This is a genomic window from Microcoleus sp. Pol17C6 (genome assembly GCF_036701145.1).
Classification (GTDB): Bacteria; Cyanobacteriota; Cyanobacteriia; order Cyanobacteriales; family Microcoleaceae; genus Microcoleus.
In genome coordinates, this window is sequence record NZ_JAUBQH010000002.1 from 190,359 (window position 1) to 212,545 (window position 22,187).

A 22,187-nucleotide genomic window follows, 5' to 3' on the forward strand; every position below is an offset into this window, starting at 1 on the left:
TCTCAACTCTCAAATGTTATGACGGGTCATTAACACACAGTGGGAAATTTGTCAACTCCTAAATATCTATCAAATAGTCCACAGTTCACTGTTTAAAGCAGGCAGTATGCAGTTACATTGTTAGCTAAATCACGTAATAACTGTATTTGATAGGAGTTTTTCGAGTGAACGCTGCCGAACAAGCCAAAAATATAGAAGTTGCCAGCAAAATTGCTGCGGTTGTTAATTTATTCAAGTCCGAATTCCCGGATGCAAAAGTCGATTTGAAACCTTGGATGAATGACGAGGATACCAGAGAACTTGTAGATCCAGATTCGATAGACATTGGCTTCCATTTTCCCGGTAGAAGTCGCTTGTTGCAAAGCCGCAGCATTTTGATTCAAATCCGATTTTACCAAGATCCGGTGGAAGGATATCGGCGGGCGATCGGCGTTGAGGCCGCCGGTTACGATCATACTGGTCAGCAGTGGCACTTTTCTACTGTGGAAAATTGGAATTTTCTCGGCATAACCGAACCTGCGGTGGAGTCGGCGCAAAAACTCAAAGACTTTTGCCAGCAGATTTTTGATTTGTTTAATCAGTCATTCGGCGATTGAAATCGCTTTTACACGAACGAAGTCCGCCGACGCGGACTAAGAAATTAGGACTTACGCATTGACAAAATAACCAAACAGTGAATTGATAAATATAGGTCGTCTACTTTCTAGGTATCGGACAATGAGAAAAATAACTAAGGCTCTTCAGTAGTTAATATGCTAAATGAACAGATCGCGCCAGGAAAGAAAGACAAATGAGGCTAGAAAAATAGTTGGTAGAGTCATTACCGGGGTTGACAGAGGGAACTCATTTATTATTAACTATCAGCAAAAGCTAGAGGGGTTAGCTGGAGTGAACAGCCATGAGAACGAAAAAGGAGATAAACTTTTTAACAAAGCTGTTGAATATAGAGGAAATAAAAGTAATCTCACATCGCCAGCATGAAGGGATTGGAATAATTTTACAGGGGGAAGGAATCGGTAAGGAAATTAACTGTCCACGTTGGGAAAAAAAAAGTCATAGATTACATCAAAATCATAAATACCTAGTCAAATATTTACCTTGGGGAGAGAACTTTGTATTTTTAGAAATTAACAGACGACAGTTTAAATGTGAAAAATGTGTCAAGCCATTTAGTGAAGAGTTGGAGTTTGTCAGAAAAAGAAGAACCTATACAAAACGGCTAGGAAGAGCAATATTCCAAGAAGTGTTAGAGAACGAGATCCACAGCGTAGCAAAAAAAGGGGTGGTGACAACAGAAGAAATAGAAAGGATGTTAAAAGACGCATCGAAAGAATACTTGAAAGCCCAGCCTAGCGAGTTGAACAGATTAGGGATAGATGAAATAGCTGTAATAAAAGGAAAAGGAAATTACTGTGCAGTATTAATAGATTTAGAGAAGTCTAAGTTAAGTGGGATATTGGCAGGAAGGAAACAAGAAGAAATTAGGGAAGTGCTGCTCGGATGGGGTAAAGAGGTATTAGAGCAAATAGAAGAAGGGGAGCATCCCGGTTTTGCAAAAGCCTCAAATGGCTAAGAGGTCGTTGAGGTAGGCACAACGAAGTTTGAGCATTTGATTGACATTTTTTTTCAACCATTGAGCTCCCGAAATTTTCAACCTTCTATCTATTTGTTTGACCGTTGATTCCACGGCTCCAGAGCCGATGGAACAAATCTTGTCTGATGATAATTGCTCATAGTTAACAATTCGAGAGCGATGCTTTTCTAGATACTTGCAAAAGTTTTTGGCGGTTTTTTTACGACAATATTTAAATAAATCTAGGGTGGGTTCGACCCGACCTTGCCACAAAAATTCCTGGGCTTTGGCTAGAGATTTCAACGACCCTCCCACTTTATATAAATTTTCCATTAAATGATACCAATCTAAAATTTCACGTCGGGCTTTACCAGGATTTAACTGGCTCATAATATTCCATATTCCCTCATGTCCATCACCCAAACAAGTTAATATATCGGCTAATGGCTGATAGTTTATATAGTTAATTAATGCTTCATTCTCTTGATAAAAAGCCCCATAATAACTTTCGTGTAACCGCACGGCCTTATAATCTTGCCAATGAGACCCTTGTCCCAACTTCCCTCTCAGACGGACTTTCCCTCCATCTATGCTTGTTTCTTTGACCTCTATTTTGGCTATCGGTTCTGACCATTCTTGTTTTTCTACCAATCGATGTAAACAAGTGTGTCCAATCTTTACTCCTGTCTGAACTTCCATTTCAAGGGCAGCCTTGGAGTAGGAAATATTAGCGATTTGACGGAGACAGCATTTTTCAAATAATGGAGATAATCGCGTGGATTTCTTGACCTCTAATTTTTTGGCTTGTTTTTCAGTAATTATTAGTTCACCAATACAGCTTTTTACTGTCCGGGGTCGTCCTTGTTCTGTTCCCGTTGCCTGTTTGATAAAAAAAAACCTATTTTGGGACCTACATGAACCAGCCATTGCTCCCTGAGATGCTTTTCGATATTTTCCAAACTGGTCAGTTCACTCGGGGGTGTATTGTTATACAAAATTTTAGCAATTTCTGACGTACAGCTTTCCAATCGCTCTAGTTCTTGAGGGGTCATGGCTCTTTCTCTCTACTCTTTTTTAACGTTTCTTTGGATTTTACTCATTTTATGCTGATTTGGGGATATTTACAAAACCGGGATGCTCCCTAGAAGAAGTAAGTATAGATTTGTGGAAAGGTTACAGAAATCTAGTGATAGACTTGATGCCAAAGGCTCAGGTGGTCGCCGACTGATTTCATGTAATGGCACAAATAAATAAGGAATTAGATGCCCAAAGGAAGCGAGAAAAGAGACAGGTAGAAGATTTAATTAAAAAAGCAGAATCGTCAGAAGAGAAAGCAGACCAGGAGAAAGTTTTAGAAGGAGTGAATAAAAGTAAATATGTGTTATTGAAAAACGAATCAGATCTAAATGAAGAGCGAAAAGCTAAACTCGTGCAAGTTAAAGATGTATCTTCTCCTCTCAAAAGTAGGCATGAATTAAAAGAAGAAATTAGAAGGATTTTCGAGCAGGCTAATAATTGGTTAGTCGGTTTGTTTAAACTGGGAAGATGGCTGTCAGGAGCTAAAAAATATTTTCCCGATAGTCAGAACACTATTATTCGTTGGCTAGATGAGATTATTGCTTACTTCGATTATAAGACTACGAGTGGTGTTGTCGAAGGCATCAACAATAAGCTCAAGTTGATTAAACGTTCTGCTTACGGGTTTAGAAACTTTGAAAACTTCCGTGTTAGATGTTTGCCTACTTGGCAGTTTGACTGTTAGTTTAGCATACTAGTTACTGAAGAGCCACAAATTTACCAAAAGCTCCAGACGAGACTATTCCGCTTCCGGTTCTGACTCCACCTCCAGCTCCCCAGCCGAAAACTGTAAATCATCAGCCGTTCCCGCTGCTAACTCGTGAGGAATTGCAGCAATATTATTACTACTTTAGCTGCAATACTTGTCAACAAAACTCTGCAATCCTGCCTGATATCCTGCTCCTACAGCCTGAAATCTCCACTCTCCATTCTTTCTATACAAACGACCAAATTCTACCGCTGTCTCTCGCGAAAAATTTTCTTTTAATTCATACCGAACCAGTTCGCTTTGTGTATCCAAATTGGAAACTTTGATAAAAGCATTTTTGATATTGCTAAAATTTGCCCTATTTTTATCTGCTTCGTGAATAGTCACAACAAAAGTTATTTCCTCAATGTCAGGATTAACTCTTTCTAAGATAACGCCGTAAATAGTCTTATTCTCTTGACTTGGGTTGTTTTTATCTCGAATCACTTGCAGTACCGAACTGTCACCGGATTGCAGATTATTGTAAAAGATAAAATATTTATCGTTAGGTATTTTGCCGTCAGCACCTAGCATAAATGCAGAGACATCAATCTCGTAGCTTTGTCCTGCCTCTGTCACCTGCCAACCGAGGGCGATCGCCATTTTTTTTAAACCAGGCGCTTCTTTAGAGATATTAAATCTCTCACCCTTACTTAATTGCATTGCCATCAGCTTATTTGTTAAACATCAAACTTTATAGCGTTCATGTTAATATTAAGTGCGGCAATAACTTTTGTTCTTTAAGAAAACTTAATATTTTGCTTCTAATAGGGATCTTGACTAAAAATATGTGCTGCCGCTATCCGAATTTATTGAGATTTGCTTAGAGACAATTACCTAAGCAAAAACCGGGCTTTCTACAAAACCCGGTTTCTACACTTAAACTTAATTTGACTCTACTTTTGAGCATTTTCAGAACTAGGTGGCAACGTCACGAAATTCCCAAAAGCTCCAAGCGTTGGATAGCTTTTTTTGCCTAATTGAGTTGTGTAAATACTGACCACACCTAAATTTTGACGCTGCGTTGTATTGTCTAGCAAGCTTTCGATCGTGTCCCGCTGCGAAGTTAGCAAATTCTTGCAACTGCCGATCAAAGTATCTGTAATCCCGCTCAAAGCTTTAGGCACGCGAGAATCCTTGCACACAGTGCTTTCCAACTCGGTTTGCAGTACGCCGGAAGCATAAGTTAGGTATTTGTCTCTCCCAGGGTTTGTAAATGCCATGCCGGCGGCTAGAAGAGTCAGGGCGAGCGCGACTTTTCCCACATTGCCGAAAAAATTAGAAGTTGGCTTGTTAGTATTCATTGCGTTATCAATATTCATTTTTTTTAGCCCCGTTGATTTATAAGCTTCTCTTGATTTAAACTACACCTCCTCAGAAACAGATTTCCGAAAGGAGGGGACACTTTTTAGATTGGAGGCCAGTTGCGAGTAAGTCTCTCACTGGTTTACCTTCCTTTTACGTTTCCCCCTCCCTCAAATCCGGTAAATCTTCAACAAAACATTTAGCTGGTTCCCAGGCACAGCCTGGAAACGAGGAATTTAAACTTAGTTTCGCTTTGATTTTTGCCGATCGATCTCCCGCTGCAACTCTTCAATCTGACGGCGCAAAGCCTCCGTCTCACTGTTAGGCGCTTGGGACTTCACATCAACCGCACCCTCAGCTACAGCCCGCTTGTAGTTCCCCAGCTTAATTTGGCGGTATTCCTCGGAACTTGCCCAGTCTCGCAAATACCGCAGGCGTTCCACCGGGAAAGGGTGACTCAGCATCACGCCCTGGCCGCCGTTGTAAAGTAAAAACTTATACACTTGGTTGAGATTGTCTCGATCGAGCTCTTGATAGTTGTCAGACTGGCGGATAAATTCTTGCAAACTGCATTGGTCAGCATATTTACTGCTAACTCCCGCAAGTTTCATCATCGTCTTCATCACACTGTTCAAGTCATCCGTTACCAACAAAGCCGCCCGGTCTGCCGATAATTCAGCCTTGCGCCGCCACTCGTAAAAAGCGTAAATTAAACCGCTACCGACCATATTTCCCAACCCGAAAGTCATCTCGCCAATTGTCGATGCGACGCTCATCGCCCACGTCGCCATTTGATTTAAAGTGGGATGACCGCATTTAATGTGTCCCAACTCGTGAGCCAATACTACCCGAATTTCTGGCTCTTCCAACAAGTCTAAAAGACCAGTGTTTAATACTACATAAGGCTGGTTTTTACCCAGCGCATAGCTGTTAACTGAGGGATTCTGAGAAACAAACAAACCCGGTTCGGGAAAAACATCTAAATCCTGCAAGCACTCCCGAAATATATGATAAATGCTGGCATATTGGCGTGGCCCGACTTGAATGCTATTTCCCATTAGGTAAACGAATTGCGGTCGTTCGTAGACAAATTCTACAAATTTGCTGGCAATTAAGTCAAATCCAGGCACGCTTCGCAGCGCTTCCTCAGCTTGGCGATCGAGGGGATGCTGAAATGCTTCGCTAGAAATTCCCGTATAAGTAGGCATAGTTGTTGCAAAAGTTACATTTAAGATATCAGTAATGCCATCGCTGCTGGTGCTAGCTGGCGCCTGACTTATAATATTATCGCGACAAATATTCAACTGTTGTGGAACAGGCCGAAAAGCCTGTTCAAATTAGCGTTAAAATTGTGATTCTGGTACAGGCGCGATCGACAAACATCTTTCACAGTGCCTGTGTATCGCCTCACCCAAAAATTGGAACGTGCAAAAATGGCTATCCTGCGACTCGAAAACGGTACAACCTACACTCAACAAAGCGACATTACCCGAGAACTCGCTTCCTTAAACATTCAACTCAACCGCTGGCCAGTGGGTGACAGCGCTGAAATTCAAAATTTGTTAGCTAAAGATGCTCTTGACGACAATCAAAAAGAGCAAGTGCTGCAAGCCCTCGACGGCTACTTTCAACAGTTGTCGGAAAGTGCAGGCTATCTGGATCGCGACTTAATTGTACTGCACCCGGACATTCCCAACCTCGACACCATGCTGTCCAAATTCAATAAGTGCCACATCCACGCCGATGATGAAGTCCGCTATATCGTAGCAGGCGAGGGCATTTTCGGCTTCGTGCGGCCCGACGGCAGCCAAGTCGAACTCACAGTGCAGCCGGAAGAATTTATCAACGTGCCGGCGAATACAGAACACTGGTTTTATTTGACAGCAGCCCGGAGAATTAAAGCGGTGCGCTATTTTATCACCAAAGAAGGCTGGACGCCGGAGTATACCGATACGGAAATTCGATCGCGTTTAGCTGCTGTTTGAACAGAGTTGACGGTTGACAGTTGACAGTTGACGGCAATCTTCAAACCATCTAAAAATCCTCAAATCCCGCATCAAATTTTGTGGTTTGAAGATTGCAATATGCTCAAAGCAACCGCCTCCGCCACCTTAATCCCATCAATCCCCGCCGACAGGATTCCACCCGCATATCCTGCACCTTCCCCAGCAGGATAAAGACCTTCTGTATTCAAACTCTGATAATCTTCCTTGCGTTTAATCCGAATCGGTGAAGAAGTGCGCGTTTCCACCCCAGTCAAAACCGCATCATCCATCGCAAATCCTTTAATCTGTTTGTCAAAAGCCGGAAGTGCTTCGCGGATGGCTGCGATCGCATAATCTGGCAAACTTTCGCTCAAATCAGTCATCACAACTCCCGGCGTATAAGACGGCTGCACACTGCCTAGCGCCGTGGAAGGGCGATTCGCCAAAAAATCCCCCACAAGCTGTCCAGGGGCGTTATAAGTGCCACCTCCTAACTCAAATGCCCGTTCTTCTAAGCGACGCTGAAACTCTATTCCGGCTAAGGGATGACCGGGATAATCCTCCGGCGTGATACCCACTACAATCCCGCTGTTAGCATTGCGTTCATTCCGAGAATATTGACTCATCCCATTAGTGACAAGTCGCCCCGGTTCTGACGCAGCCGCCACTACCAAACCACCGGGACACATACAGAAACTATATACAGAACGATTGTTTTGGCAATGGTGAACCAGTTTGTAATCGGCGGCGCCCAAAAGCTTATGGCCGGCCCGATCGCCAAAACGGCAGCGATCGATAATAGTTTGGGGATGTTCCACCCGAAAACCAATGGAAAAAGGTTTAGGTTCGATGTAAACCCCGCGCGAAAACAACATTTCAAAAGTATCGCGGGCGCTGTGTCCCACCGCCAGAACAATATAATTACTAGCAATATATTCTCCGCTGGCGAGGGTAAGTCCCTGCACTTTTCCATTTTCGATGTGGATATCTTCTACACGAGTTTGAAACCGAATTTCTCCGCCTAATGATTCTATTTGGGCGCGAAGACTTTGGACAATTCCCACCAGTTTGAACGTGCCAATATGCGGTTTATTAATATATAAAATTTCCGGTGAAGCTCCTGCATTTACAAGTTCCGTCAACACCTTCCGCCCATAATGTTGAGGATCTTTAACTTGGCTGTAGAGCTTGCCATCGGAAAAAGTACCCGCACCACCTTCGCCAAACTGAGCGTTAGATTCTGGGTTGAATTCTGCTTTTTTCTTCCAAAACCCAAAAGTATCAACCGTGCGATCGCGCACTGCTTTTCCGCGTTCTAAAAGGATGGGGCGAAACCCCATTTGTGCCAGCATCAGACCTGCAAACATACCGCACGGCCCTGTACCAATCACAATGGGGCGAATCGTCAAATTGTTGGGCGCTTGCGCTACATAGCGATAACTCGTGTCTGGTGTTACCATCACATGAGGATCTTTTTTGAAGCGCGCCAAAAGTTGCTTTTCCTGTGTCGTTTCTACATCCACAATATAGACAAGGAGGATTTCTGCTTTTTTACGAGCATCATAGCTGCGCTTGAAGATGGAATAGCTGAGCAATTCTTCGGGGGGAATTTGCAGCTTTTTGACTATAGCACTGGCGATCGCATCTTGAGGATGATCTAGGGGGAGTTTTATTTCGGTTATTCGTAACATATAGTGGAAGGAAGTTCGGCAACGGATTATATAACGGATGTAACGGATGTAACGGATGTAACGGATGTCAGGAAGAAGAAGGAAGAAGGAAGAATAAAAATCCCGAACAAAAGTAAGCTGATACGCATTTAAATTGGGATTTTTGAAGCCTAGACTCCTTGCACCCTGGCTTTCAGGCAAAAAATTTAAATGCTGAACAGCTTATTATAACTATTTCACTGGACATCCTATGGGCGATCGTCCTCGGTCGAGCAATTTTTGATTTTTGAGCGGATAATTGAAGAAGCGTTATAATAAACAAAAAATTAAGTTTTGTAAAGACCCTTGACTGCAACATTCACACCCAAAAACAGCCGCACCTGGCACGCTCTCAACCCTCTGTGGCAAGGAGCCGAAGACGCAGTACAGAAGGGTTTGCCCCACACCAAGCTCGCACCGGCATGGCAAATACTGCTCCTAGGCGACGGTTCCCCCACCCGTCACCTGCAACTGCTGACAGGGGAACCCACAGAAGTAGATGTGATCGATATGTCTTTAGTGGGTGAAGACGCAGACGGCGCGCCCCAGCAAATTGTTGCGGTTCCGGGGCCGCGCCTGCGCCGCCAAGTGTGGCTGCGGACTGCTTCGGGACAGCGCCTGGCCTATGCGACATCTTGGTGGGAAGCGAGCCACGTAGATGAATATTTGCAAAATAAATCGTTGCCAATTTGGGCTAGTTTAGCGAGGCTGCGGACAGAATTGTATCGCGATGTGCAGGGCATTTATTGTGGTGATTCGGCTGCTTTGGAATCAGCGTTTGAAGAGTCGGGCCCTTTTTGGGGGCGACACTATTTGTTTTGGCATCACGGGAAGCCATTGACTCTGATTTATGAGGTTTTTTCTCCTTATTTAACTAAGTATTTGGGGCCGATGCAATTGGATGTTGATTAAGGCTGAGATCTTGCACCATTATCAATCAGGCTTTCAGGGCGGGCTAGAAGCCCAACCCATACTCCCCACAATAAAATTCATCTCTTGTGGAACAGGCCGAAAAGCCTGTTCTCAAGAAGAAGAGGAAAATCAGGCGGGTGTAGAACTGAAGCTTTTACTTATTTCATTGTTGTTCGACGAAATTTTACTCGCAAACCGTCGCGAGGATGAGGCATCGGTATTGTGATCAAATTCAAATCTTGATCCGGTAACAGATCCCACTCGTACTCCCGAACCATCTTTGCTGCAAACAACTTCATCTCTAATCGGGCAAATTCTTTGCCCAAACATTCTCGCAAACCGCCGCCAAAGGGCACGTAGCTGAAAGGTTTAGGCGATCGCTCAGAGCTAAATCGATCGGGGTCGAATCGAGCTGGTTCAGGATAAAGTTGACTATCCTGATGGGTTTGAGTAATCCCAGAAACCACGGTCCAAGCCTTGGGAATTTCATAGCCGCCGAACTCACAAGCATTAATTACTGTCCGAAAAACACCTCCAGCCGGTGGAACTAGACGCAGCACTTCTCGCAGCACCTGTTCTAAATAAGTCATTTGTTTGAGCTGTTCCAAGGTTAGCGGTTCAGTTGCGGGGAACTGCTGCTGTTCGGCCCGCACTTTTGCCATCACATCGGGATGTTGGGCTAGCAGAAGGCAAAAAGAGGCGATCGCCGAAGTTAAAGTTTCGTGTCCCGCAAACAGCAACAACAGCACTTGATCTTTTAACTCATCCAAACTCAAACTATTTCCCTCCTCATCGCGAGCCGAAATCAGCAAACTCAAAGCATCATTGCCACTATGGGTTCCTTGTTTGCGATCGCGAATAATCTTTTCAAGTTCTGCCAACAGCAGCTTTCGGCACTTTTTAGCTTTACCAAACTGACTCCACGGCACATCTAAAGGAATCGAAAATAAACCCTTAGACCAAGTTTCAAAATAATGTCCTAGCGCCGTTTCCGAACCTTTTTCCATCCCTACTAACAACTTACCCGCAACATCAAAAGTATAATTTCTCAGTTCAGGATACCAAGTCATGGTTTCCATTTTGACCCATTTTTCCAAATAGCGCTGAGTGATATCTTCCATCGCACCGATGTAGCCGGCTAAAGCTCTAGGCTGAAACGCTTGGTACAGCAACTTGCGCCGATTTTGGTGGTTAGCACCCGTTTGCAGTGACAAGGAAAGCGACCCTAAAAGCGCTTTGGTACTCGGAGGAAAACTCACAACAAAATATTGGTTTTCATTGCTTAAAACAAACAAACTAGCCTCTTGGCCACGCACAAACACGGTAGGCTGTCCGAAAATGCTGGTTTTGAAAATGGGCCCGTACTGCTGGTGGCGTTTTTTGGCAAATTGGGAATCTTGCAAAAAGTTGAGGGTATCGCCAATTAGGGGTAAACCGAAACTACCGGGAGGTAATGCCATTTTAGATTTTAGATTTTAGATTTTAGATTTTTAATATCATATCAATTTTAGTTGGAGGGTGGGCAATACGCACCAGACAAATTTCTGGTAAAATAACTTTTCTCTGTTTGTATCCTGTAGGGTGTGTCAGTCTTAAGGTTTGTACAAAAAAAATCAGGTTTTTCCAACTGATGCAAATTAGTATTTTCACCGACAAACCAATTTAATTTTCTGGTCTTTTAATCGGAATCTCGATTATAAATTCAGTGCCTTTCCCCACCACCGATAAACACTTAATTTCACCTTTATGTTTTTCTACAATAATTGAATGGGAAATCGCTAAACCCATCCCCGTTCCTGAACCGATCCGTTTGGTAGTATAGAACGGGTCAAATATCCGTTGCTTGACTTGATCGGTGATACCTGGACCGTTATCAGCAATTCTAATCACAGCGAGAGTACCTTCTACCTCTGTACGAATGCGGATAATTCCCGGATGTTCTAGCGGTTCTTGTAACACGTCAATAGCGTTAGCAATAATATTCATAAACACCTGATTCAATAGTCCGGCGTAGCACTCCACCCGTGGCAATTTTCCGTATTCTTTAACGATTTGAATTGCTGGGCGATGGTAATCCGTAGCCACTACGTTAACGGGCTGAACTTTCAAACGGTGTTCTAAAATCATCAATGTGCTGTCGATGCCTTCGTGAATGTTAACCTTTTTCATGTCAGATTCATCGAGGCGAGAGAAATTTCGCAAACTCCGCACGATATCCCGGATGCGAGTGGCTCCCACCTGCATAGAAGACAGCATTTTCGGCAAGTCGTCTAGCACAAAATCCAGCTCTAACACCTCTATTTCCTCCTGAATTGCTGGAGAAGGTTGCGGGTATTCATCTCGATACATTTGCAGCAGTTTCATCAGGTTTCTGGTGTATTCTTCTGTGTAGGTAAGATTGCCGAAGATAAAGCTGACCGGGTTATTGATTTCATGGGCAATCCCCGCAACCATCTGACCGAGACTCGACATTTTTTCGGCCTGCACGAGTTGAGTTTGAGCTTGCTGGAGCTCGCACAGAGTTACTTCGAGTTTAGCAGCTTGTTCTTGCGCTATCCGGGCTGAATCGAGGCTTTGAGTGTAAAGTTCAGATTGACTGATGGCGATCGCCAATTGATCGCCAATTGCCTCCATTAACTCCACTTCCTCTTTTGTCCACTTACGCACCTCGCTGCAAGAAATGCAGCTAACAACACCAGTTAAACCTCCGGCACTTTTAATCGGCAAATCCAAAACAGACTTGCAACCAACCTCCAAAAAGAACTTTTGTTCTACGGGATCGCTGACAGTTGTAACATCATCTATTTGATAAACTTCCAAATTAGCGATTTTTTGTGGCAGCATACCCGTTATGTCAGCAGGAAAATAACCCAAAAGCGAGGACAAGTCATCATTTTTAGCTTCGTGGACGACATCCCAAGCAGGCGGCGAAGCGTCGGGCAAATACCAGATAAACACACAGTGATCGACTTGCAGCAAGTCGCGAATCTGCTGCACAGTTGTTGCCAAAATAGTATCTAAATCTAGAGATTCGCGGATATTGCTAGCTAGCTGGTTCAGAAGTGCTTCTTGCTCCGCTAACTTCCGGAATCGCGCTTCCGAAGCTTGCAATTTTAGTTGAGCTTCTTTTTGTTGTGTAACGTCCAAACCCAAGCCGATTAAGCCTATCGCGCTGCCGTTGGCCTCTTTTACCTTAGCTTTAATTACCTCTAAATGGTGATTTTTACCGTCAGCAAACTTGATAATTTCATCAGCATAAAAAGGACTATCTTGACTCCAGACTTGCACGTCAGACGCCATGCAGTTAGCAAATGCTTCCGCTCCCAAAATTTCACAACAGTGAGATGCTGCCAAAAATCTTTCTTCAGGAACGTTCACAGATTCGCAAAAAGTTTTGTTAACCAACAGCATCTTGCCTTTAGTGTCAGTCAGCCACACCCAAATGGGGGCGTTGTCAATAATTGCCCTCAAAGTTTGCTTTTGTGTGGCGAGAGCTTCTTCTGTTTGTTTGCGCTTAATTCCCAGGGCGATCGTATCGGCACTTGACGCCAAAGCAATCAGGGTTGATTCGTTCAACTCTTGGCGAGCAAACATCGCGATTACTCCCAGCAACTGATTGTCAACAATTAGCGGATATCCAGCAAAAGCCACCATTCCTTCTCGTGAGGCCCATTCTTTGTCGCTGACTCGGGGATCTTCTTGCACACAATTAGTGATGTGAGGTTGTCGCTCCAGGGCGATTAAACCAATCTTGAACTCGCCGACAGCAATGCGGCTGTGAGCGCCGTCAATATGAGTATATATCCCCGCGCTTGCTTGCAGTTGCAATACATTTCCGTCTTCATTCAATGTCCAAATCCGAGCAAAGGCAACATCCAAATGGCGCACAACTGCATCGGCGCAATATTGCAAAGTTGTACGCAAACCCTGGTTTTGAGTTAGAACAATTCCCACATCTGCTGTGAATAAAGAAAGTTTCAATTGTTCTGCTAAAGCTTGTTCTGCTATTTTGCGCTCTGTAATGTCCGTAGCAGCACCGAGACGCTGCTTAATTTTTCCCTCCTCGGTTCTGCTAAATACAATATTCCGGCTGACTAACCAGTGCCAACAATTTTGTCGATCGCGTACCCGATATTCGTACTCAATAACTTCGCCGTCGGGAGCATTTTCTAATTGCTGAAAATATCCGGGAAATTTAGCTAAGTCGTCAGGGTGGATGATGGTGGGCAGTAGATTGCTGCCCATGTTTTCAACTTCGGCGCTGGTATAGCCGAGGGTGTCAGTGATTTCGCGATTGCTGTAGACATTTCGCTGCTCGCTTTCATCGTAAACAAAGAGAAGATTCGGACTGGTATTGGCAATTCGCTCAACAAAACGCTGACTCTCTTGCAGCGCTGCTTCTGCTTGTTCTTGAGCGGAAATGTCGCGGCCGACACCATAGATCAATTCTTCCTCGCAGAAACGGGTAGCAGTCCAGGCTATCCACTTGTAAGAACCGTTGCGACAGCGCCAGCGGTTTTCAAACCCAACGGTATTATTCCCCGCAGCAATACTTTCAGCTTCTTTTAAAGTAATTTCGCGATCGTCTGGATGCACGAATTCAATGAAGAGTTGGCCAATCATTTCTCCTGGGGAATAGCCGAGGATTTTTTCGGCTGCTGGGTTGATGAGTGTTATATAACCGTCAAAACTAAGGACGCACAGGAGATCGAGCGAGAGGCTAAAAAAGCGATCGCCCCCGTTGGATTCGCTGGATGGGCGATCGTTTCCCGCTAGGGCCCAAGAGGTGTTTGAGCGCCCCGATACCGCCAAAAACACAATATTTGCTATTGCCAAAAATCCCAGGGCGAGTGGGCTATCGTAGAAATTATCACGACTGCCAGCTACCAGCCACCCGTTTAAGACAAGCAGTACAATTATCAAAATTGAGAATACACTGCCAGGGGCGATCGTCGCTACGCGGATTTTTTTTTCATAGTTCTTTCTAGATTCTGCCTTTTCTATTCTGGTGACTACTGCCGTAATTTTTGTCCACAACACTTGCATTAAGTTCGAGAATTTAGTGCTTTTTGATTCTTCGATACGAACAGAAGATTTCATTTTTTTACTCTTGATCCCGTTTTACTTTTGATGAGCCAAAATTACAAGAATAAAGATGTTTAAATATTGTAAAACTTTGCTAGCTTGCGAAATCTAGCCTTTTAAGATTTGCGTAAATCTACGCAACCCCACCAGAAAATTAAGTGTATTTACGGAATTAGGGAGCAATCTCTTTTTAGGTGGGGTGGGCATTTTCTACTTTTTCCGGCTCATAGAGAGAGTTTATCTATAATACTACGCTACTTATTGTTGTTAGTCATTGGACATTTAGCCTAATTTAGGTAGTCCTGGACGCAGAACCTAATTATGTACGCTGCACATGAAGATCCTTACCACGTTATAGTAGCGTGTTATACCACTTTTTGCGTCCAGGAATGACCGCGTTGGATGTACAAAAATACTGCGTGGAGAGTCCTGGCTGTGGGTTAAACAGCCCGGAATATTAGTCAAGTTCAAACAGGTTGAAGTTGAGCATAAATTATGAAGTTAAAATAAATATAAACTGCTGATTTGTGAAGATAAAAAGAAAAAAACCTTCATAGCAGTTTTTCCTTGCAGGAGATGTTCGCCCGTAATGGCTAATTAGTAATTGGTAATTGGTCACAGGCAATTGGTAATTGATACGAGTTTAAAACACTAAATATCAATTTTGTTCTGATTCATCTGTCGGCGATGGGGGCCAAGCAGCTTGGCGACCTAGTTGCTGTTGCCGAATTCGCTCCAAATTTCCCGCAGGAATAGCAGCTATAAGCTGCCGCGTGTAAGCTTGCTGCGGCTGCCTGTAAATGCGCTCAGCAGTGCCAATTTCCTCGATTTTACCTTTGTTCATGACGATCGCGCGATCGCTCATAAACTTGACTACGCTCAAATCGTGAGAAATAAAAATATAAGTCAGTCCAAACTCTGTTTGCAACTCCTTCAGCAAATTTAAAACTTGCGCCTGCACCGACACATCTAATGCCGAAACCGACTCATCGCAAATAATAAACTTAGGATTCAAAGCCAAAGCTCTAGCAATACAAATTCGCTGCCGCTGTCCGCCCGAAAACTCGTGAGGGTAGCGCCGCATAAAATCGGGATTTAAACCCACTCTATCCAACAAATAAGCCGCGCGCTCGCGCTGTTCTTTGTGGTTCTTACCAAAGCGGTGAATTACCATAGGTTCCATCACCGCATCCCCAACATTTAGACGCGGATCGAGAGAACTAAAAGGGTCTTGAAAAATAATTTGCAGATCGCGCCGCAGCCACCGCAATTTGCGATCGTACTCTTTTTTCATCCGATAATTAGCCATCCACTGCGATGCCGAACTACTTTTCGCAGGAGGCGTAATTTCTTGACCTTCAAAAAACACTTTACCGCTGGCGATCGGAATTAATTGCAGCAAAGCTCTCGCCAAAGTTGATTTGCCGCAGCCAGACTCGCCCACCAAACCCAAAGTCTCGCCCGGGTAAACCTCAAAAGAAATATCGTTTACCGCCATAAACAAGCGTTTAGTTTCGCCAAACATTCCCTGCACCGGAAAACCGACTCGCAAGTTATCAACAGCTAGCAAAGGCTCGGAAATATTCGGCAGCCGAGGCGGTTTTCCTGTTGCAAAAGCGGAATTTCCCCCGCTATTGTCGCCGTCTAAATCGGCATTTTTCTCGACAATTACTAATTCGCCGCTAGCATTTGTGGTGACATCCATAAAATCGGAAACTGTCGGCAAGCGGCGCAGTTGCCGATCGAGAGTTGGGCGGCAAGCTAACAGACCTTTTGTGTAAGGATGTTGGGGATTGCTGAAAATTTGTTCGATCGCACCGCACTCAACAATCTTGCCTCGGTACATCACCGCCACCGTATCGCCAATTTCAGCAATGACGCCCAAATCGTGGGTAATAAAAATCATTGCCATGCCTCTAGAGTCCCGCAACTCCCGCAGCAAAGCTAAGATTGTTGCCTGCACGGTTACGTCCAAAGCCGTGGTAGGTTCATCAGCAATTAATAAAGTTGGATTGCAAGAAATGGCCATTGCAATCATCACGCGCTGGATTTGACCGCCTGAGAGTTCGTGGGGATAGCGATCGAGCATAGCTTGTTTTTGGCCGTTGACAAGCTGCATCAAATCGCGATCGTCCTCCATCACTGCTTGATTCCCCGCAGCAGTCCGGGAATGCTCTTGCCGCAAAGCCAAACACCGCTGCCTGAGCTCATCGTCGCCCGGTAGCAGCTTCACTTCTTGCAGCAGAGAAGCAGCTTGGCGCCGCGCTTCTGTCTGCGACACCTGTTGGTGCAAACAAATGGCTTCTGTGAGTTGAAATCCGATCGTATAAACGGGATTTAGCGAACTCATCGGCTCTTGAAAAATCGTCGCAATCTGGCTGCCCCGGTATGTTTGTTTTTCCCTGTCCGGCATTTCCAGCAGATTCACAGGCCCATTGCTAGCGCCGTCTTTTGTCGGAGAAAACCAAATTTCGCCATCGATTTTCGTTGACGAACTCGACAGCAAACCCATAACAGCCAGGGATGTTACCGATTTTCCCGACCCCGACTCTCCCACGATGCCCAGAGTTTGCCCTCGCTTGACCTCAAAGGAAATGCCGTCAACCGCTTTGACGGTTGCAGACGCATCGCCTGCGTCCGCAGATTGAAATTGAACCCGCAGGTTGCGAACTTCTAGGACGGTTTCACTCATGGAAGTCTATCACAAAAATTAAAGGGAGATTAAGTGGATTGTAGCAGGGCCTGTTCAAGGCAGAAGGCACGGGGAAAGTTTTAAGATTGCTTCGTTCCTCGCGAAGCGTGGCAATCTGAAAACTCAGAGCTAGTTATAGCGGATCTCAATCAGGTGAGGTACTCGCGGGCTTTCTTACCAATTCCGCAATCGAAAATCGAAAATCGAAAATCCCAACCAGTACCTCACTCAATTGACAATTGCGATAAGTGCCTTCTGCCTGCAATTTTCCTCAAAAACCTATGACTTGAGTGTCAGCAGGCAGTGCAGTGGCCTCAGAGACCTTTTTAAACACAGTTGCCTGCTCGTTTAAGGAATTAGGTCTGGCCTGTCCGGGATTGGTGCCTTGCAACTGAAGGCGCATTTGACCTTCGGGAGTCAATTCAAAAACAGTCTCAACGGTTTCTGTGCTGCTGAGGCCGACATCAATGTGCATCGGTTTTTCACCGAGATTAACTTTGTACCTCATTTCTTTGGCGCGGGCGGCTCCGTCGGGGCCTTTAGCCATGAGAAACAATTTGCCTTCTGGGGCAAAGACGAAGGTGAAAGACTGACCGGAGGGGACTGTGCCTTGCCATTGGCCTAGGAGTTGCTGGTCGAGGTTGCTAGCGGCCGGGGCTGCTGTTTCTTGGGCAATTGTTGGTGTTGCTGCGGATGCTGGGCCCAGTGAGGCGTTGAAGCTAATGAGGATGCCCAAGCAAAGGCTACCTGCGATCGCTTTACCAATCATTTTTGAATTAGACATGAGACAGATCTAAAAATTGGTTATTTGTTTTGTACACTGTAGCGGTAAAACCGTACTTTGTTTAGTTTAAATCCCTTTTATGGATAGATATAGGTTGCGGTTCAAACCTGCAACGCAGTTGTTATCCCCGGACTAAAGCTTTTCCTGAGCTTGTTGAAGGGTCACGGGGCTTTCAGTTTTTTTTATTGTAAAATCCAATACAAATCCGGCTTAAGCTGCACAGTTCGCTGTTCTGAGTTGATTGTTCTTCACTCAAAACAGCTAATTGACTATTGCGTTCGATCGCACCCCCAGATAGTTTGGCAAATCGATCGCATTAATAGTCTCTCATTAATTTTTTTCAGGATTGGGTTCGACTTGTTCTGTCGGAGATTCCGGCGCGGGTTCCTGTGGATTTCGCGATCGTTTCATTCGCTCCAGTGACTCTGCGTAAGACCAAGCCACGTTAACAAGAAAAGCTTTCGCCATGGCGGACAAATTTTGTGCATCCTCGGTTTCAGGCGCTTCAGCTTTTTGGTTGCCGTCGTTCATCATGTTTTTGTTTTCTCCCGTGCAGGTTTTTCTAGCGATTTTTTGCAGTCTGCGATCGATACCCACAAATTATGATTTTTCTTGCACCCGCACCCTACTTATCTTTGAGGATATGACCTTGATTACCACGAATAATATCATAAATACGCTGATTGGATGACCACATCAGAAAGAAACCTTAACTTCGCTGGTGGCCCGCAGCACTGACTCTTGCTGGAAAGTGCGCTTGTAAGTTTCGATAATTTCATGAATAGCTTGATTTTTTTCCGGACTACTTTCATAAATTAAAATAACTATTTTAGAGTTTTCTCTAATCAGAATTCCCGAACTGTTGAGAAACTGCCCGGAGCTGTCTAATACGGTTAGCCCTTCGCGAAAGCGAGGGGTAATAACTGCCTTGACAAACTCCTGCCATTCGGATTCAGAAATTGTCTCGCCTCCCGGTTTGGTTAAGCCAAAAAACAGTTCATCTTTGAGGAGGTTTGTTTGCTTGGCATTAGTCTCCGAAGTTTCGGGAAGTTGAGCGCGGGCAATTGTCGCAGGACAAACAGGCAGGATGAACAGCAGGCACGTCAAGCAAAGACTGTTAAAATGTTTATTCATCAGGAATTACGCGAAAATTCTATATTGTGGGCAGTTGTTTCTAGCGTGCCCTTGAAAGGTTGATTGAGAATACTGCAATATCTCAGTTTTAACCACCGAGTCTGAGCAACGGGTTTTTAACGCGAATTTGATTTAATTTAACATAAAAGACTTCCAACTCAAAAACCCAGTTTCACCTGAGAAACTGGGTTTTTGAGCATCTGTTCTAGTTTATGTATGCTCGCCTACTTGATTGCGTCTGTCGTATTAAGTCGCTCAACCTATTTAAACGTCAAACTTTTCAGGTGTTCAGAAACCCGGAAGGGCGAGCACTCTTGGCTGCGCCCCGAAAGCAATCAGGTTTCTCAGTGTTATATTTTTTAGGTGGAGCTACTAATCCTTTAATTCGCGGATACTTCTCTTAGCAGTGTCTTGATACATCTCCCCCATTTCTTTCACGGCTGCTCCTGCCTCTTGGCCAATCTTCTGAGCTCGTTCGCCGGGAGAGTCTGAGGTTTCGCGAGCTTCTTGCCTCCATTCCCGCGTTGTTTGGGGTCTTTCAGGATTGTTGAGTTCAGATTTTGAGCTGGCTTGCGTGCCCAAACCTTTGGTAGTGCGTCCCGAATCAACAGTGGTTGTCAGCAGCAGAAAACCCACTAGGACAACACTCAAAAAACTCTTAATTTGAAAGCCCTTAAGCAGGGAACTGATGCGAGCAATGGCTGTGGAAATCAAATTCATCTCAGTAATACTCCCTAAGTTGATTGGTGATAATTTTCAACATTTTTTCATCTAATTGACTCGCTCCCAAACCAGCAGCTAATGCGAGGTAAAGCCAACTTAGCTTTAACTTGCGCTTAACCACCTAAATAGAGTTATAGGTTAGCGATAAAATCTGGTAAACACGCAACCTATGTGTCAGTCAATTAGTTTTTTCACACATGAATATCACGTTAACAGCAGCCAAATAGTTCTACCTCTAACTAAAGTCATAACTTAATTAGAAGCAAAAAACATTTTTTTATACACATGGTTAGACAATTTTTAATCAAGCATGGTATGCAGGGCAAATTCTTATTGCAAGCGATCGCCCGTTTTCACGTCAAACCAGTGCAGCAACTGAGGCGGAAAAACTAGCTCTACAATTTCGGAATTCCAGTGGCGGTCATTGGGCAGCAAAGCCCGCACCGTTACTGAGTCCACACCTTTAACTCGGACGCTAACTAAATTTTGCATTCCCAAGTTTTCCACTAAATAAACCTCACCTTTAATTGCCTCTGGGGCAGACATCTTGCCGGCCTCTGCATCTGCAAAGCCGACGTGTTCCGGGCGAATTCCCAAGACAATTTCTGGCGGCACAGTCGGCATATTTGGGAGTGGAACTCCAAAATCACCTAACATCGCAAAATTGCCCTGGCATTTAAGCACTAGCAAATTCATTTGCGGGCTGCCCACAAAACCAGCGACAAATTGATTGGCAGGACGGGTATAAATTAAGTGTGGCGGATCTAGCTGCTGCACGCTGCCGCTGTTAAGAACTGCGACTTTTGTAGAAAGCGTCATTGCTTCGGTTTGGTCGTGAGTGACGTAAACTACAGGAGCTTTTTGGGAGGAAAATAATTGTTTGAGTTCGGCCCTAACTTTTTCTCGTAATAATGCGTCGAGATTGCTCAAAGGTTCGTCGAGCAAAAATACTTCCGGTTGGCGCACTAATGCGCGGCCGAGGGCGACTCGCTGCCGCTGTCCGCCTGATAGTTTTCCGGGTTTGCGATCGATTAATTCCGTCAATCCGAGGGATGTTGCAACTTCCGTCACTAACCGATTGATTTCGCTGGAGGAGATTTTGCGAAGTTTGAGGCTCGATGCCATATTCTCGTATACTGTCATGTGCGGATACAGCGCGTAACTTTGAAAAACCATTGCAATATCGCGATCGCCCGGTCTGAGATAAGTGACATCGCGATCGCCAATTCTAATCTCGCCCCTAGTTGGCTGTTCTAATCCTGCAATTAACCGCAGTGTCGTAGATTTGCCACACCCCGACGGCCCCAGCAAGGTTAGAAATTCTCCTTCGCTGACATCCAAACTAATGTCTTTTACGGGAACTACTTTAGGGCTGTAGGTTTTATTGAGGTTTTTTAGTTGCAGTTTTGCCATGATTTTTAAAGTGTTGACTGTTGATTGTTTACTCGTTACCAGGATCTGCCTGGTCACGCATATCCGGAGGCTCTGCCTCCAATTTTATTGTTTAAAAAGCGAGGCAGAGCCTCTAGATATCGGTTCCCAGGCTGAGCCTAGGAACGAGTTCTAAACTATCCTTTTACAGCCCCCGCGGTTAAACCCTGAACAATGCGCCGCTGGAACACCAAAACCAGAAAAACTAAGGGCAAAGTTCCCAAAACGGTAGCTGCGGCGATCGGGCCATAAGGAATCTCAAATACTGACACCCCGCTGAGTTGAGCCGTGGCGACGGGGATTGTTTTTAGAGATTCACGAGTCATAAATGTTAGTGCAAAAATAAACTCGTTCCAAGCTGAAATAAATGTCAAAATTCCTGTTGTGACTAACGCGGGAAATGTCATCGGTAGCACGATTTGCCACAACATTTGGAAAGTGTTGTATCCGTCTACTTTAGCGGCATCTTCCAAATCTTTTGGTAACTGTTGAAAGAAACTCCGCATCACCAAAATTGTCAGCGGCAGATTGATCGCAGTGTAAGGAATAATTAATGCTAAATAATTATTGCCTAAATCCAAAGCTTTGACAATTTCCAGCAGTCCCAAAAATAGCAGAACTGCCGGAAATAGCGTTACAATCGTCACAGTTGCCAGAATGATTCTCTCGCCCCACAACCGCAACCGGGCTAAAGCGTAAGCTGCTGGAGCGCCTACTGCTAAACACAGCAATGTTGAAGTAATGGAAACAAAAGCGCTATTTAAAATATAAAGAGCAAACGGGCGACGTTGGAACAGCGACAGGTAATGCTCGAAAGTAATTCGTTTGGGAATGTAGATGTTGGGAATCGCTGAAATATCTGCATTTACTTTGAAAGAAGTTAGCACCTGCCAGATAATAGGTGCGAGGAAATAGGCGACAATTAAGAGCGCTGAGATTGGCAAGATTAATTGCCGGATGTTAAAGGTTTTTTTCGTGGGTTGTTCGCGGGCGATCGCCATAATTTATACCAAGGAAATAAAAGTGCAA

Annotated in this window: 20 protein-coding genes; 6 read left to right on the forward strand and 14 right to left on the reverse strand. The window is 44.5% G+C overall.

Features of this window, described 5'->3' with window-relative positions; all coding sequences use genetic code 11:
- Positions 1-164 precede the first annotated feature (164 nt).
- Together QUA25_RS01965 and QUA25_RS01970 are read left to right on the forward strand one after the other, a co-directional pair.
- Entirely contained in the window at positions 165-596 is a 432-nt protein-coding gene (locus QUA25_RS01965) for a hypothetical protein (protein WP_333035142.1), read from the forward strand.
- 302 nt (positions 597-898) lie between these two features.
- A complete protein-coding gene (locus QUA25_RS01970; protein WP_333035143.1) occupies positions 899-1,573 on the forward strand; it encodes a transposase family protein in 675 nt (224 codons plus the stop codon).
- Here the strand turns inward: QUA25_RS01970 and QUA25_RS01975 are convergent.
- Positions 1,562-2,625 (reverse strand): ISKra4 family transposase gene (locus tag QUA25_RS01975; RefSeq protein WP_333035144.1). Its coding sequence is split into 2 segments (ribosomal slippage): positions 1,562-2,472 and positions 2,472-2,625, totalling 1,065 coding nucleotides; the frame shifts between segments, so codons are not numbered across the junction. The two genes, QUA25_RS01970 and QUA25_RS01975, sit on opposite strands and share 12 nt — an antisense overlap.
- Before the next feature lie 59 nt (positions 2,626-2,684).
- Here QUA25_RS01975 and QUA25_RS29385 point away from each other — a divergent pair.
- Together QUA25_RS29385 and QUA25_RS01980 are read left to right on the forward strand one after the other, a co-directional pair.
- Positions 2,685-2,801, forward strand: coding sequence for a transposase (locus QUA25_RS29385; protein WP_445242183.1), 117 nt, complete (start codon positions 2,685-2,687; stop codon positions 2,799-2,801).
- A gap of 9 nt (positions 2,802-2,810) precedes the next feature.
- Complete coding sequence (locus tag QUA25_RS01980; protein ID WP_333035145.1) at positions 2,811-3,335, forward strand: transposase; 525 nt, start codon at positions 2,811-2,813, stop codon at positions 3,333-3,335.
- Between the two features lie 165 nt (positions 3,336-3,500).
- Here QUA25_RS01980 and QUA25_RS01985 read toward each other — a convergent pair whose 3' ends face one another.
- The 3 genes from QUA25_RS01985 to QUA25_RS01995 all read right to left on the reverse strand — a co-directional run bounded on the left by QUA25_RS01985 (position 3,501) and on the right by QUA25_RS01995 (position 5,911).
- Entirely contained in the window at positions 3,501-4,067 is a 567-nt protein-coding gene (locus QUA25_RS01985; protein WP_333035147.1) for a TerD family protein, read from the reverse strand.
- 227 nt (positions 4,068-4,294) lie between these two features.
- Entirely contained in the window at positions 4,295-4,720 is a 426-nt protein-coding gene (locus tag QUA25_RS01990) for a DUF4359 domain-containing protein (protein WP_333035148.1), read from the reverse strand.
- Positions 4,721-4,945: 225 nt separating this feature from the next.
- Positions 4,946-5,911: a M48 family metallopeptidase gene (locus tag QUA25_RS01995; protein WP_333035150.1), complete on the reverse strand. Its 966-nt coding sequence runs from the start codon at positions 5,909-5,911 to the stop codon at positions 4,946-4,948.
- A 225-nt stretch (positions 5,912-6,136) separates the two neighbouring features.
- Here QUA25_RS01995 and QUA25_RS02000 point away from each other — a divergent pair, with 225 nt between their 5' ends.
- A complete protein-coding gene (locus tag QUA25_RS02000; RefSeq protein ID WP_333035152.1) occupies positions 6,137-6,688 on the forward strand; it encodes an acireductone dioxygenase in 552 nt (183 codons plus the stop codon).
- Positions 6,689-6,759: 71 nt separating this feature from the next.
- On the opposite strand, the gene QUA25_RS02005 is transcribed toward QUA25_RS02000, so the two are convergent.
- On the reverse strand, positions 6,760-8,379 hold the full coding sequence (locus QUA25_RS02005; RefSeq protein WP_333035153.1) for an NAD(P)/FAD-dependent oxidoreductase: 1,620 nt from the start codon (positions 8,377-8,379) through the stop codon (positions 6,760-6,762).
- A gap of 324 nt (positions 8,380-8,703) precedes the next feature.
- Here QUA25_RS02005 and QUA25_RS02010 point away from each other — a divergent pair, with 324 nt between their 5' ends.
- Complete coding sequence (locus QUA25_RS02010; RefSeq protein ID WP_333035155.1) at positions 8,704-9,309, forward strand: chorismate lyase; 606 nt, start codon at positions 8,704-8,706, stop codon at positions 9,307-9,309.
- 158 nt (positions 9,310-9,467) lie between these two features.
- Here the strand turns inward: QUA25_RS02010 and QUA25_RS02015 are convergent, their stop codons facing one another.
- From QUA25_RS02015 to QUA25_RS02055, 9 genes are all read right to left on the reverse strand, one after another.
- On the reverse strand, positions 9,468-10,769 hold the full coding sequence (locus QUA25_RS02015; RefSeq protein ID WP_333035157.1) for a cytochrome P450: 1,302 nt from the start codon (positions 10,767-10,769) through the stop codon (positions 9,468-9,470).
- A gap of 202 nt (positions 10,770-10,971) precedes the next feature.
- Entirely contained in the window at positions 10,972-14,409 is a 3,438-nt protein-coding gene (locus QUA25_RS02020; RefSeq protein ID WP_333035158.1) for a PAS domain S-box protein, read from the reverse strand.
- A 643-nt stretch (positions 14,410-15,052) separates the two neighbouring features.
- Positions 15,053-17,086 (reverse strand): ABC transporter ATP-binding protein, encoded by a 2,034-nt coding sequence (locus QUA25_RS02025; protein ID WP_333035159.1) that lies wholly within the window; start codon positions 17,084-17,086, stop codon positions 15,053-15,055.
- Between the two features lie 271 nt (positions 17,087-17,357).
- Positions 17,358-17,870: a hypothetical protein gene (locus QUA25_RS02030; protein WP_333035161.1), complete on the reverse strand. Its 513-nt coding sequence runs from the start codon at positions 17,868-17,870 to the stop codon at positions 17,358-17,360.
- Positions 17,871-18,200: 330 nt separating this feature from the next.
- A complete protein-coding gene (locus QUA25_RS02035) occupies positions 18,201-18,467 on the reverse strand; it encodes a hypothetical protein (RefSeq protein WP_333035163.1) in 267 nt (88 codons plus the stop codon).
- 99 nt (positions 18,468-18,566) lie between these two features.
- On the reverse strand, positions 18,567-19,004 hold the full coding sequence (locus tag QUA25_RS02040) for a DUF3574 domain-containing protein (RefSeq protein ID WP_333035165.1): 438 nt from the start codon (positions 19,002-19,004) through the stop codon (positions 18,567-18,569).
- A gap of 372 nt (positions 19,005-19,376) precedes the next feature.
- Positions 19,377-19,724 carry a hypothetical protein gene (locus QUA25_RS02045; RefSeq protein ID WP_333035167.1) on the reverse strand — a complete coding sequence of 116 codons (348 nt, stop codon included), beginning with the start codon at positions 19,722-19,724 and terminating at the stop codon, positions 19,377-19,379.
- Positions 19,725-20,057: 333 nt separating this feature from the next.
- Positions 20,058-21,140, reverse strand: coding sequence for an ABC transporter ATP-binding protein (locus QUA25_RS02050; RefSeq protein WP_333035169.1), 1,083 nt, complete (start codon positions 21,138-21,140; stop codon positions 20,058-20,060).
- Between the two features lie 155 nt (positions 21,141-21,295).
- Positions 21,296-22,159, reverse strand: coding sequence for a carbohydrate ABC transporter permease (locus QUA25_RS02055; RefSeq protein ID WP_333035170.1), 864 nt, complete (start codon positions 22,157-22,159; stop codon positions 21,296-21,298).
- Positions 22,160-22,187: the final 28 nt, after the last annotated feature.

What these genes read in the sequence shown, in the direction of transcription:
- QUA25_RS01970 (WP_333035143.1), top strand. Translation starts at nt 899, where the DNA reads ATGAGAACGAAAAAGGAGATAAACTTTTTAACAAAGCTGTTGAATATA.
- QUA25_RS01980 (WP_333035145.1), top strand. Translation starts at nt 2,811, where the DNA reads ATGGCACAAATAAATAAGGAATTAGATGCCCAAAGGAAGCGAGAAAAG.
- QUA25_RS01985 (WP_333035147.1), bottom strand. Translation starts at nt 4,067, where the DNA reads ATGGCAATGCAATTAAGTAAGGGTGAGAGATTTAATATCTCTAAAGAA.
- QUA25_RS01990 (WP_333035148.1), bottom strand. Translation starts at nt 4,720, where the DNA reads ATGAATATTGATAACGCAATGAATACTAACAAGCCAACTTCTAATTTT.
- QUA25_RS01995 (WP_333035150.1), bottom strand. Translation starts at nt 5,911, where the DNA reads ATGCCTACTTATACGGGAATTTCTAGCGAAGCATTTCAGCATCCCCTC.
- QUA25_RS02000 (WP_333035152.1), top strand. Translation starts at nt 6,137, where the DNA reads ATGGCTATCCTGCGACTCGAAAACGGTACAACCTACACTCAACAAAGC.
- QUA25_RS02005 (WP_333035153.1), bottom strand. Translation starts at nt 8,379, where the DNA reads ATGTTACGAATAACCGAAATAAAACTCCCCCTAGATCATCCTCAAGAT.
- QUA25_RS02015 (WP_333035157.1), bottom strand. Translation starts at nt 10,769, where the DNA reads ATGGCATTACCTCCCGGTAGTTTCGGTTTACCCCTAATTGGCGATACC.
- QUA25_RS02020 (WP_333035158.1), bottom strand. Translation starts at nt 14,409, where the DNA reads ATGAAATCTTCTGTTCGTATCGAAGAATCAAAAAGCACTAAATTCTCG.
- QUA25_RS02025 (WP_333035159.1), bottom strand. Translation starts at nt 17,086, where the DNA reads ATGAGTGAAACCGTCCTAGAAGTTCGCAACCTGCGGGTTCAATTTCAA.
- QUA25_RS02030 (WP_333035161.1), bottom strand. Translation starts at nt 17,870, where the DNA reads ATGTCTAATTCAAAAATGATTGGTAAAGCGATCGCAGGTAGCCTTTGC.
- QUA25_RS02040 (WP_333035165.1), bottom strand. Translation starts at nt 19,004, where the DNA reads ATGAATAAACATTTTAACAGTCTTTGCTTGACGTGCCTGCTGTTCATC.
- QUA25_RS02045 (WP_333035167.1), bottom strand. Translation starts at nt 19,724, where the DNA reads ATGAATTTGATTTCCACAGCCATTGCTCGCATCAGTTCCCTGCTTAAG.
- QUA25_RS02050 (WP_333035169.1), bottom strand. Translation starts at nt 21,140, where the DNA reads ATGGCAAAACTGCAACTAAAAAACCTCAATAAAACCTACAGCCCTAAA.
- QUA25_RS02055 (WP_333035170.1), bottom strand. Translation starts at nt 22,159, where the DNA reads ATGGCGATCGCCCGCGAACAACCCACGAAAAAAACCTTTAACATCCGG.